This window comes from Lentzea sp. HUAS12 (assembly GCF_024125735.1).
GTDB classification, from domain to species: Bacteria; Actinomycetota; Actinomycetes; order Mycobacteriales; family Pseudonocardiaceae; genus Lentzea; species Lentzea albida.
Window position 1 is genome coordinate 3,587,943 of the sequence record NZ_CP099738.1, and the last position, 11,385, is coordinate 3,599,327.

Below are 11,385 nucleotides of genomic sequence, written 5' to 3' on the forward strand. Positions count from 1 at the left end.
GAGAATGCGGTTGTCCACAAGTCACGTCGGCCGTCTCCCCGGCACACAATGGCTGCAGCTCTCCCCGCAACCGCGGAGCTCGCAGCACCCACGACGGCGGGAAGGCGTTCCTCATGAACGCGCTGCAAGTACGTTCCGACGTGCAAGACGGTGCCATCTCCCCGATCGGGGCCGTGGCCAAGGCGCTGATCGTGCTGCCAGCCCTGAACTCCAGCACGAGACCGCAAGTGTGAGCGTGCTGTCCGCCACCGGTCTCCGCCACCTCGGCCAGATCTACGGCCACGAAGGCTTCAAGGTCACGATGTGCTTCTCGTACCGGAGCACGGTCGAACGAGTCCTCCACGCCTGCAGCACCACTTGGGACTCCGGCGACCAGTTCCGAGCGCGACCTCGTCGAAATCCGCAAACGCGCGAGCGCACACCGCATCGACACCGAACGCGGTGTGGTGTCCGTTGCCGTGCCATTGCACAGCAACGGCACAACGTTCCCCCTCCCGGTTGCGTTGTCGGTCTGCGCGAAGATCGGCCAGTACGACGTGGCGTGCGGCGGACTTTTGCGGCGCCACGTCCTCGGGCTCACCAGAACGCTGTGCAGCCCGCTTCCGGCTTGACCGTTGCCGCAGCTGGGTTCGACACCGGTCGAGCCGATGCGCGAACGACATTCCAGCGCTTGGAACGAGTGGCAGACAGCACGCGCCCATCGACACACAATCAGCCGGTGGACATCGAAGAGCGCAACACCTGCCGCCACCCGGCGGAGCACGACCTCCGCGTCGTGGTCACCGGCCGGGTCGCGGCAAACGCGCATCGGTGACACGCACGAGCCGCTGGTGCACCGTTCACCGGCCCACCACCACCCACTGGAGCCCGCATGTCGACGGTTCACGACATCGTCACCCACGACGTCACCCTGCCGGGCCGGCTCGACGCGGCCATGCTGGAGCGGGCGGCTGGGGTGCTCGACATCGGGTTGTCCGAGTCCGGCCGCGGTGAGCTCGAACGCTGCCGCCGGTTCGTCGACTCGGTCGTCGCCGACGGCCACGAGGTGTACGGCGCCACCACGGGGTTCGGTCCGCTGGTGACCTACGCCGGCCGGGACACCGCGGCCGGGCAGTGCGACAACACCCTGCAGCACCTCACCGCAGGACAGGGCGCCGACCTGCCGATCCCCGTGGTGCGGGCGACGGTCTTGGCTCGCCTGGCGTCGCTGACCAAGGCCAGGTCCGGTGTCACGCCCTCCGTTGTGGACGGTCTGACCGCGATGCTGCGCACGACGTTCACCCCGGCGGTGCCGGCCTACGGGTCGGTCGGAGCCAGTGGTGACCTCGTCCCGCTCGCCTACGTCGCACAGGCACTGCGCGGCACCGGTCACGCCTATGTGGACGGTGCGCGGCTGCCCGCGGCCGAGGCGTTGCGGGCGGCCGGGCTCACGCCGCTGGAGCTCTGCGGGCGCGACGCGCTCGCCCTGGTCAACGGCACCTCGCTGACCGCTGCCACCGCGGGTCTCGCGTGGCGGTCGATCGGCCGGTCGCTGCACACCGCCGCCGCGTTGAGCGCGCTGCTGGCGGACGTGCTGGGCAGCACCACCGCGTTCCTCGACCACCGGCTGCTCGCCGCGTTCGGCCACGCCGCCGCCGGTGAGATCGGCGCACGGATGACCGCGATGCTCGCCGGAACCCGTCCGACCGGGCTGCGGCCCTTGCAGGAGCCGTACAGCGTCCGGTGCACCCCGCAGCTCCTCGGCGCCGCGACGTCGGCGCACCGGTACGCGGGCGGGGTGGTGCACGACGACCTCAACGGGGTCAGCGACAACCCGCTGTTCTTCGTCGACGACGAGGCCGTCGCGCACGGCGGCAATTTCTTCGGCCAGCCATGCTCTTTCGTGAGCGACCTGCTCACCACGGTCGCGGTGCAGGTCGGCAACCTCGCCGAGCGGCAGTTGGACCTGCTCGTCGACCCCAATCGGAATACCGGGCTCCCGCCGATGCTGTCACCGCGTCCCGGTGTGCACCACGGGGTCCAGGGCGTGCAGCTGGCGTCGACGGCGATCGTGGCGGCGATGCGCCGGCAGGCGGTGCCCGCGAGCGTGCAGAGCCTCCCGACGAACCTGCACAACCAGGACGTCGTCCCGTTCGGCACGCAGGCGGCGCAGAACGCGTGGGAGACCGCACGGTTGCTGCGGCACCTCCAGGGCGGGCTGGCGGTCGCGTTGCGGCAGGCGGCGCACCTGCGCGCCGACCGGCCGACCGCGCCGTTCTGCGCCGGCCTCGCTGACCGGCTGGCCGAGGCGATCCCGCCGATCGAGCAGGACCGGCCGCTGGACGCCGACGTGCGCCTGGCCGCCGACGTCGTGGACGCCTACGTCGCCGGTGCCGGGATGGCCGAGCCCGGTGACCCCGGTGATTCCGGGGACGTCACGACCGCAGCGTGGAACCAAGGCCTCTGAGCCGCCGCACCGATCGAGGAGGTCTGGCATGAGCGTGACCCTGAACGGCGCCACCCAGGTGGACAAGCGGATCCAGTTGACCCCCGAAATCCTCGACTACGTCCTCGCCTGCACCGAGCAGCCGACGCCGGTGCAGCAGCGGCTGATCGACGCCACGAGCGCGCTCGGCCAGGTCGCAGAGATGCAGATCGCCCACGAGCAGGCGGTGCTGTTCACCCTGCTCGCCGCTGCGAGCGGGGCGCGCCGGATCGTCGAGGTCGGCACGTTCACCGGCTACTCCGCGCTCGCGTTCGCCAAGGGCATGCCGGCGGATGGCACCATCGACACCTACGACATCACCGACCGGTGGGCGCCGACCGCGCGCCGGGCCTGGCAGGAGGCCGGGTTCGCCGACCGCATCCGCCAGCACGTCGGCCCGGCGGCCGACCTGCTCGACCGGCTGCCCCTGGAGCCGGCGGTGGACCTCGTGTTCATCGACGCGGACAAGGTGAGCTACATCGGGTACTGGGAGCAGTTGCTGCCGCGGGTCGTCGAGAACGGGCTGATCATCGCCGACAACGTGCTGTACGCCGGTGAGGCGACCAGCGCCCACGCCGAGGGCAACGCCGCTGCGATCCGCGCGTTCAACGAGCACGTGCGGGCCGACGACCGGGTACAGGCGGTCATGCTACCGCTGGCCGACGGGCTGACCATCGCGCGCAAGCTGCCCGCCGGGTACCGGCGATGAGCTGACGAGGACGGTTCGAGCGCGGGCACGAGAAATCGAGCTGACCGAGTCGGTCAGCTCGATTCCGGTTCTACGAGGACGGACGGTCACGGCAGTGCGACCCCGACGGGCGCCTCGACCGGCAAGGGCTCGCCGACGACGGCGATCAGCTCGTCGACCATGCCGCGCAGGTCGGTCGGCAGGAGGGCGAACACCTCGGCCCGCGCGTCGATCGGGTCAGCGGCGAGGTCGTCTCGGATGGCACTCAGCCGAGTCAGCATCGCGGCGGTGAAGCCGGCTCGCGTGACCACTCCGCGGTGCACCAGGAAGAACTCGTCGAACAGGTCGCGTTCAGCGTCCGTGACACCGTTGGCCGCGCGGCCTCCGTGGCCCTTGAACAGCGAGGCACCTTCGGGCACCAGCATCTGTGCCACGGTCATGTGCACCAGGCGGTTGCGCTTGAGCGCTCGCTTGAGCACGCCGTCGCGGGGCAGGCTCAGCGTGCCGAGCAGACCGGCCACCCACTCGTGGTCGCGGGCCCACAGTCCGCTGAACGCCGGGTGCATCGCGGCCATCCGCGGACGGATGGACCGGGCGTAGACCTCCGGGGTGCAGCTGCCCGCGTAGAGCAGCAGCGCGCTGTAGCAGTCGTACCACCACGCCGCCCGCGCCGTGCCGGCCTCGGACAGGCCGCCGGTTCGTCCCGCGTCGGCGAGCACGTCCGCGAGCATGCGCCACACGCCGAACGTCACGTGGTGGCCGATCATCCAGCGGTAGAACGCGCGATCCGAGTCGTCGGCCTCCACCCTCGCGACGGGCGCGGACACCTTCGGACCGGCCCCGAGGACAGGGTCCGGCTCGGCCAGCGGCTCGCCGGGCATCGGCAGGCGCAGGACGTCAAGCCCTGGCGGTCGCTCGCGCGCGGTCGTCATCACGCGGTCCGGAGTCCGTCGGACGGGTTCGCGGTGCGCGGGACACCGGCGCGCTGACACCCGGACGAAGGGGAAATGCTTTGTGCGCACATGGTCATTCGCCTTCTCGGCCCGATGGCCCGGAAATGTCCCGCCCGGCGGAACGCCTGTCGTGCCGGCAGTACGTGCCCTCCCGTCGTCACCGGCGAATCCATCGAAACCCGTTGTGCCGCAACGACGGAAGCGCGCGTCCCACCGTCCGGGACGAGTGCGGGTGCGCGGTGTGACCCGTGGGCGTAAAGGAAAGCAAGTGTGCGCCCAATGCCCTTGTCGTCGTCTTTTCCTTGGCACCACCGCAGCTGGTGGCCAGGCTGTGCCACACGCAGCCCCAGTCGGACACATCCATGATCTTTTTGAGAGGAACAGCATGGTGAAGAAGCTGATCGCCGGCGCCGCACTCGCGTGCGCTTCGCTCGTGGTGGTCGCCCCGGCGGCGCACGCCGCGTCGTTCGCGGGCGTCTACCCCAGCCACAGCGCGGCGTCCAAGGCCTGCAAGCAAGGCGTCGCCCAGGGCCGTTGGTACGACACGTGCAGGTACCAGGGCTACCCCAACTCCAGGCAGGTCGGTCTCTGGGTCCAGCCCCGGTAGTCCACTACTGATCACCCGCCGCCGTGCCCGAGCCGGTTCGGCTCGGGCACGGCCGCACGGGTTGGGAGGCCCTCGTGACCAGATCGGTGGACGCCCTCCGGATCGAGTGGCCGGACGACCCCGCGGCGTTCTTCCGCCGCCACGCCGAGGTGCTGACGGGCATCGGCGCCACTGCCTTCGCCCAGCCCGAACCCGTGATGAGGCAACAAGTTGCCGACCGGTTCGCCAAGGCGACGCTCGCGCAGATCCTGCGGGTCGACGGTGAGATCGTGGGCTTCGGCCTCTTCAACCGGCTGGAGCAGGACCTGTGGGTCGTCGAGGGCCGGGCGATCACACCCGCTCATCAGCGGGGAGGGCTGGGAACGCGGTGCTTCCGCGAGTTCGTGGACACGACCGGGGCGAACGCCGTCGCCACCGTCACGCGCAACCCGGCGGTGTGCCGGATGATGGCGGCCGAGTTCCGCACGGTACTACCCGACCTGGCGTCTGACCGTCCATTGCGGACGCTGCACCACCCCGGCATCGCCACGGCTGTCCGCTCCTGCGCCGCACATCTCGGCGCCGACGCCGCGGGACTGCCGTTCATCCGCGACCGCTATCCCGGTGGGCTGTACGGAGTGCGCGACCCCGGCCTGCGCATGCCCCTGCCGGAGATCAGCCGTGACCCGTCGTGCGGGATCATCACCGCGGGAGTGGCGCGCTGACACGGGCGTCCGGCGCGGCGAGCAGCATCATCGCCGCCGCTCTCACGGGGTTCTCCAAGGCCGCGTTCGCGGAGTTCGAGCGCAAGAGCCGCAACGCCACCCAGTGGTGGCGCAACTTCATCGTTCTCTACTACCGGCTCAACGTGCTGTTCAGCTCGTACATCCGTGATCCGGAGCACCGGCTCGACCTCGTCCGGTTGCTGCAGGGCGACTTCTTCGACGACGACGAGGAGCCGGCGGTGCTCGGCAAGATGCGGGAGAAGCTGGAACTGTTGGAGAACAACCCGAACCACCCGTGGCACGAAGCCCTCCGCTCGTTGCAGACGCAGGCGTGGATCGACACCAGGTGACAGCGGGCCGTCCCGGAGTCACCAGATCACCCCTCGGCGCAGGGCTTGCAGGACCATCGCCGCCCGGTCGCCCGTGCCGAGCTTCCTCCCGATGCGTTCCAGGTGGGACTTGACCGTCATGGGGGACAGTCCGAGCTGCCCCGCGGCCCCGCGGTTGGTGCAGCCCGCCGCCACCAGCCGGATGACCTCGACCTCGCGCGCCGTCAGGTCGCCGGGGCACAGATCCCCCGACAGGACCCGTCCGGCCCAGCCACCCCCCGCCAGGTGGGCGTCCGGTCGGACCAGCACACCGTCGACGCCCGCGTCGACAACCGCCGCGCGCGCCTCCTTGTGGTGCCGCGGCACCACCGCCAGCACACTGCTCCACCCCAGCGTGCGCAGCGCCCTGATCAGGTGCGGGCCGCGCCTTCCGGTGGCCGCCAGGTCGACCAGGGCGAGCCTTCCCGGCGGTTCGTCGAGTACCGCGCGGCGCAGCGACTCGAAGCCGGGCGCCGGGTGGACCACCCGCACGTCCACCGCGTCCAGCGAGTCCGCCACCAACGACGTGACGTGCGCGTCGGCGCTCACGACCAACGCGGCACCCCCGCGGTCGCCCTGGAAAGGCGGCCAGAACATCATCCCCACCTTCGCCGCGCGGCAGACCGCGGTCGTCGAACTCCGTTGTTCGGACGGTCTTCCGAGCTCCTCGAGCAAGCCGCTCCCGCGGTGTCACGCCTCGACGAGGTCGTTCCGCCCGAAACGACACCTGATCACACCCGGTCCGCGACCGAGTACCTCGCACGGCGCAAGGAGGGGTGTTCGCGCACAGTTCCTGCCCAAACGGACTCGAAAGCACAGGTGGGGTCGAGAACCTCCGGTGAGGGGACGAGCATCCCCACCGACCTGGCGAACGCCGAACGGACCGGAGGAGTCTCGATGATCAGCTGGGACCGTTGCGGCGACTCCACCTACGTCGGAGTGCTGAGCAGGTACGAGATCGAGGTGCTGCGCAGCTACACCGGCGGGCTCGTCTCGTTGCTGGACCACCACCTCGCCCTGTTCGACACGACGCCGGACGGGTGGTCCTGGCCGCATCCCTCGCTGCACAGCGACGTGAGGGCCACCGCGATCCTCCGTGCCGAGATCGGGGAGCATGAACCCGACTGGGTCCACTCCGTCTCGGCGGCCCCGTGCCTGCGCGACGTCTCGACCCGCGCTCACCTCATGGCGTGCGCGCTGTCGTCCTCGACCGGCGTCGTCCGCCTCGCTTCCCGTGCGGAAGCGGAAGCCTGGTTGAGCTGCATCCGGCTCGTCCTCGTCACCATCACCGCCGTGGCCGACGAACGGGGAGAGGTGCGCGGCAACGCCTGTGAGCCGACGGTGTCCTGGTTGACCGAGGTGTCGGCGGGTCTCAGCGCGGTGCTCGACGGTACCGCCAGCCCTACAATGACGGCCGGTCGCTGACACCGGACGTCCATTATGGACTGACCGCCGTTCACTCCTCGCTGATGCGGAAACCCGGGTTTCGCGGGCTTTCCACCTGACGAGCGAGCAGGTCGAGGTGGAAGGCCACCGCTTCGTGATCGTCCCGCTCGAACGCGGCCATCATCTCGGCGGCCACGGCGGCGGCGAACTGGAGCTCTCCCACGTCCCGCGCGGCACGGCCCTCACCGGCGTCCCGCAGTGCCGAGCAGAGCCGCCGCAGCACTTCTTCGAGCGACTTCGCCACGTCAGCCCACCTCGCAGGACGGAGAACTCGTCAAGGTGCTTCCGGGAGGCGCGCGAGGCGTTCGCGTGCCGAGGCGACGATCCGCGCGGAGTCCGCCTCCACGGTCCTGGAGACGTCGTTCACCAGATCGACCAGGGAGCCGTGCTCGTTCTCCCCACCGGGCTCAGACATCCGTTCTCCGATCGCAGCGGCGGCCGCCGTCATCGGCGGTGATCGCGTAGGACGACCGAACCAGGGTCCCGTGTGCCGAGCGGCGGCTCAAGCTCGTTGCCCGAACGAACTCCGGACTCTGCATGAATCCCAGCGGCCGAAACAGTCCTAAGTAGACGTCAGCGTGCGGGCGGCTGCATCCCGGGCCCGGCCTGATGGCACGAACCCGGGACGGGTACACCGTGGCGCGGCGTACAACGGCTGGATCAGCCGACGGCCACTGTATTCCGATCAGGCCGGCCGCGATTCCGTTCTGCCCGAACGCACACGAAATCGCGCCGCCGTGCACCTCCGGTCAGGCGGTCCGGTGAGCGGCCACAGCGGCACCGACCGGCCAGCTCGGCGAACGCACAACCGGTGCGGGGCGAGCAGTCCTTCCAGCTCGGGGTCGAGACGCCGGCAGCTCCCCGCCATCAGCGACCTGCGCCGGGCGGATCACCCCGCAGGACCGGGAGACATCGTGAGACGCTTTCGAGAAGGGGGAATGCGAGCACCTCGGTTCCCCTCGTGGTTCTGGACGGCCGGGTACTGGACCTCTCGGGCTTCCTGGAACACCACCCCGGTGGGCCGTCCGTGCTCCTCGCCAGCCTCGGCCGGAACATGTCCGCGGGCTTCTACCGCGTCCCCGATCACGCGCGCACCGCGCACGACCAGATATTCCTCGCCGACGCCACCCGGACCGCCGTTGCCGACAAGCTTCAGCGGGCGAGGGACGAGCGCACCGTCCTCGCGGTGGACGAGAACCAGACCTGAGCGCGACTCGGGCCAGGCCCTTGCTCCTGGCGGACGACGCTGCCCTTCCGGACGGCGAAATCGGTCCAGATCACGGGAAACACGCCCGCAGGTGGACCACAAGGGAGAACCGCGCTGCCCCTGAGCACCTGTTCCCCCACCGGAGCGGAACGGGCTCCTAACCTCGGAACCGCACCCGCTCACGGGTGCTCAGCGAGGAGGTCGCCGATGGTGCTCACCAAGCCCGAGCCGGCGCAGGTCGGCGCGCAGTGGTACCGCGAACGCATGCTCTGGAACGCGGCGGTCGCCGGCAAGTCGATCGTGTTGTCGCTCGGCGGAGGGCTGGTCGCGTTCGAGACCACCGCTTCCCTTCTCCTCCGGGCGCGGAAGGTCATGGAGGACAGCGGGATCGAGATGCCTCCCACGGTGCTGGACCGGCGCGGGAGGACGGCGGTGGTGCTCGCGGAGTCCGACGGTGCCGTGCTCGGGCAGTGCCAGATGCCCGGTGGCGTTCGCTACCTCATGGCACCCAGCACGGTCGAGCTGCCGGTGGTGCACGCCGCCGCGGCCGCCCAGGACAGGACCTGGGTGCGCTGCCCGAAGGCCGATGACCGCCGGCTCCCGTCCGCGAGCTCGGTGCTGGCGGCCTTCATGGCGGTGGTTCCACCCGGCCTGCGCCCGGCGAGGTCCGTCACCGCTGCCGTGCGAACGCGGACGCTCATCGGCTGAGGTCGCACCGGCTCCGCGGTCACCGGCACATCCGGGCCGACCGGAGGCAGACATGTCTGCCTGTTCGGTTCGAGTTCCGGGTGGGTGCTGCGATCTCCAGTTGACTGGGATGTCACCGCACTGCGGCAAACACCATGGAGCTCTCGCATGTCTTACGGTTTGGGTGTCGACATCGGTACCACCTACACGGCCGCCGCGGTGTCGGACGCCTCGGGCACCCGTGCCATCCCGCTCGGCCGCGACGTCGTCGTGTCCTCCGTCGTGTTCGCCACCGAGGGCGGCGAGCTGATCACCGGTGACGCCGCTGACGGGGAGTCGAGGAAGCAGCCGCTGCGGGCCTCCCACTCCCACAAGCGGAGGCTGGCCGACCCTACGCCGTTGAAGATCTGCGACGTGGTGCGGTCTCCAGCACTCCTGATGGCCGCGCAGCTGCGCGACGCGATCTCGCTGGCGACCGCGATGCGGGGACGCCCGCCGGCGTCGGTCGTGCTGACCTGCCCTGCGGTGTGGGGGCCGTACCGCCGCGAGCACTTCTCGGAGGTGCCGCGGCTGGCGGGCGTGAAGGACGCCGTCATCGTCACCGAGCCAGAAGCCGCTGCCATGCACCACTCGGTGGAACGCCGGCTCGGCGAGGGCGAGATCGTCGGTGTCTACGACCTCGGCGGCGGCACCTTCGACGCCACCGTGCTGCAGGCGCGGCGGCACGGAATGGAGATCCTCGGCACCCCGGAGGGGGTCGAACGGCTGGGCGGCATCGACTTCGACGACTCGCTCCTGGCGCTCGTGGACCAGCGGGTGGACGGCGAGATCACCCGGCTCGACCCGGCCGACGCCGAGCAGGCCCGCATCCTGCTGTCGGTGCGGGAGGTCTGCCGCAGGGCCAAGGAGGAGCTGTCCGCCGCCACGGACACCTTGCTGCACCTCGACCTCCCGGACGGCTCCCGCGAGGTGACCGTGACCCGCGCGGACTTCGAACGTGCCATCGCACCCCAGCTCGCGCTCACGACGGACGCGTTCCGCCGCACGATCTCGTCGGCCGGCCTGCGCGCGGACGACCTCGCGAGCGTGCTGCTCGTCGGCGGGTCCTCCCAGATCCCCCTGGTGGCCGACACGCTGTCCAAGACCGTCGGCAAACCGCTCCGCGCAGGACTGCACCCCAAGCTCTCCGTCGCCCTGGGCGCCGCTGCCCTGGCGCGCAACGCACTCCAGCGCTCCCCTGCCGTGCCGGCCGCTGCCCGCCGGTCCGCTGCGCCTGCTCACGCAGTGCCCGGACGTCCGGCCGGGCCGCCGGTTCCGGCGGGTGTGCCGACCGCGGGCATGCCGGTGCACACGAACCCGCCGACTCCCTCGGGCCCGTCGGCGCACGCAGGCCCGCCGTTGCCCGGCATCCGGCCCGCCGCCTCCGTCGACGAGCTCCCGGTGCGGCGTCGCAACTTCACGGCGGCACAGCCCACCCGGTCCATGCGCAGGCGGAACACCGCCGTGATCGCGACAGCGGCCGTGACGGTGCTGGCCGCAGGCGCCATCACCGCGGCCGTGGTGCTGACCTCGGGAGGGGACTCCGCCGAAACGCCGGCTCCAGCCGCGGCGAACGGCACCAGCGCTCCCCCGGCCTCCTCCGGTCCCCTGTTCCTGCACGACGGCCGGGACGTGGCGCCGTTCCACAGCATGGTCGGCTCCGAGGCCAACTGGGCGGGCACCGCGCTGACGGCCGACGGCAAGGCCTCGCAGCAGGCGGTCGCGGTCCGCCCCGCCGACGTCAACGGCTCGAAGGACGGGCGGCAGGTGACGTGGACCGGCAAGGGCGCGGCGCAGTTCTACGTGCAGAACCCCCAGGGCCGCCTGGACGCGACGCCCTACGTGGAGTCGGGCACCCTGACGTTCGACGTGGTCGTCGTCAAAGCGCCCACCGCCGAGGTGTCGCTCGCCGCGCACTGCGGCTACCCGTGCGCGGCGCAGCTCAACGCCACGAAACCGTTGCAGCGGCTGCCGATCGGGCAGAAGACGACGATGCGGATCCCGTTGAGATGCTTCGCGGGCAAGGGCCTGGACACGGCCGCCGTCGACGTGCCGTTCCTCGTGCACACCACCGGCACGTTCGAGGTCAAGTTCGCCGAGGTGCGGTGGGAGCCCACGGGGACGACGGGTTCGGGGCCGGTCACCTCGTGCGCCGACCTCTCCTGAGCACTCGCCTGGATGTGACCAGCGGTTCCAGCTCCGGCTGGAACCGCTGGTCACGG

General features: G+C 70.9%; 13 protein-coding genes. 9 read left to right on the forward strand and 4 right to left on the reverse strand.

Annotation, left to right across the window (positions count from 1 at the left end):
• Positions 1-871: 871 nt before the first annotated feature.
• On the forward strand, positions 872-2,446 hold the full coding sequence (hutH, locus tag ND450_RS15730) for a histidine ammonia-lyase (RefSeq protein ID WP_253326860.1): 1,575 nt from the start codon (positions 872-874) through the stop codon (positions 2,444-2,446).
• A gap of 28 nt (positions 2,447-2,474) precedes the next feature.
• Positions 2,475-3,173, forward strand: a complete 699-nt coding sequence (locus ND450_RS15735) for an O-methyltransferase (protein WP_253326861.1) — start codon at positions 2,475-2,477, stop codon at positions 3,171-3,173.
• An 86-nt stretch (positions 3,174-3,259) separates the two neighbouring features.
• Here ND450_RS15735 and ND450_RS15740 read toward each other — a convergent pair whose 3' ends face one another.
• Complete coding sequence (locus ND450_RS15740; RefSeq protein ID WP_253326862.1) at positions 3,260-4,084, reverse strand: hypothetical protein; 825 nt, start codon at positions 4,082-4,084, stop codon at positions 3,260-3,262.
• A gap of 406 nt (positions 4,085-4,490) precedes the next feature.
• Between ND450_RS15740 and ND450_RS15745 the strand changes: the two genes are divergently transcribed.
• The 3 genes from ND450_RS15745 (at position 4,491) to ND450_RS15755 (ending at position 5,766) form a co-directional block, all read left to right on the forward strand.
• A complete protein-coding gene (locus ND450_RS15745) occupies positions 4,491-4,712 on the forward strand; it encodes a hypothetical protein (RefSeq protein WP_253326863.1) in 222 nt (73 codons plus the stop codon).
• A gap of 74 nt (positions 4,713-4,786) precedes the next feature.
• Positions 4,787-5,416 (forward strand): GNAT family N-acetyltransferase, encoded by a 630-nt coding sequence (locus tag ND450_RS15750; protein ID WP_253326864.1) that lies wholly within the window; start codon positions 4,787-4,789, stop codon positions 5,414-5,416.
• Positions 5,383-5,766: a hypothetical protein gene (locus ND450_RS15755; protein WP_253326865.1), complete on the forward strand. Its 384-nt coding sequence runs from the start codon at positions 5,383-5,385 to the stop codon at positions 5,764-5,766. Before ND450_RS15750 ends, ND450_RS15755 begins: the two co-directional genes overlap by 34 nt.
• An 18-nt stretch (positions 5,767-5,784) precedes the next feature.
• Here ND450_RS15755 and ND450_RS46045 read toward each other — a convergent pair whose 3' ends face one another.
• Positions 5,785-6,381 carry a LuxR C-terminal-related transcriptional regulator gene (locus ND450_RS46045; RefSeq protein WP_253326866.1) on the reverse strand — a complete coding sequence of 199 codons (597 nt, stop codon included), beginning with the start codon at positions 6,379-6,381 and terminating at the stop codon, positions 5,785-5,787.
• Positions 6,382-6,681: 300 nt separating this feature from the next.
• Here ND450_RS46045 and ND450_RS15765 point away from each other — a divergent pair, with 300 nt between their 5' ends.
• Positions 6,682-7,209 (forward strand): hypothetical protein, encoded by a 528-nt coding sequence (locus tag ND450_RS15765; protein ID WP_253326867.1) that lies wholly within the window; start codon positions 6,682-6,684, stop codon positions 7,207-7,209.
• 31 nt (positions 7,210-7,240) lie between these two features.
• On the opposite strand, the gene ND450_RS15770 is transcribed toward ND450_RS15765, so the two are convergent.
• Together ND450_RS15770 and ND450_RS15775 are read right to left on the reverse strand one after the other, a co-directional pair.
• Entirely contained in the window at positions 7,241-7,474 is a 234-nt protein-coding gene (locus ND450_RS15770) for a hypothetical protein (protein ID WP_253326868.1), read from the reverse strand.
• Between the two features lie 30 nt (positions 7,475-7,504).
• Positions 7,505-7,645: a hypothetical protein gene (locus ND450_RS15775; protein WP_253326869.1), complete on the reverse strand. Its 141-nt coding sequence runs from the start codon at positions 7,643-7,645 to the stop codon at positions 7,505-7,507.
• A gap of 546 nt (positions 7,646-8,191) precedes the next feature.
• On the opposite strand from ND450_RS15775, the gene ND450_RS15780 reads away from it, so the two are divergent.
• From ND450_RS15780 to ND450_RS15790, 3 genes are all read left to right on the forward strand, one after another.
• Positions 8,192-8,437: a cytochrome b5-like heme/steroid binding domain-containing protein gene (locus ND450_RS15780; protein WP_253326870.1), complete on the forward strand. Its 246-nt coding sequence runs from the start codon at positions 8,192-8,194 to the stop codon at positions 8,435-8,437.
• Positions 8,438-8,644: 207 nt separating this feature from the next.
• The gene (locus tag ND450_RS15785; RefSeq protein ID WP_253326871.1) at positions 8,645-9,145 is read left to right on the forward strand and encodes a hypothetical protein; all 501 of its coding nucleotides are present in this window, start codon (positions 8,645-8,647) and stop codon (positions 9,143-9,145) included.
• Positions 9,146-9,292: 147 nt separating this feature from the next.
• Positions 9,293-11,329: an Hsp70 family protein gene (locus ND450_RS15790; RefSeq protein ID WP_253326872.1), complete on the forward strand. Its 2,037-nt coding sequence runs from the start codon at positions 9,293-9,295 to the stop codon at positions 11,327-11,329.
• Positions 11,330-11,385 lie beyond the last annotated feature (56 nt).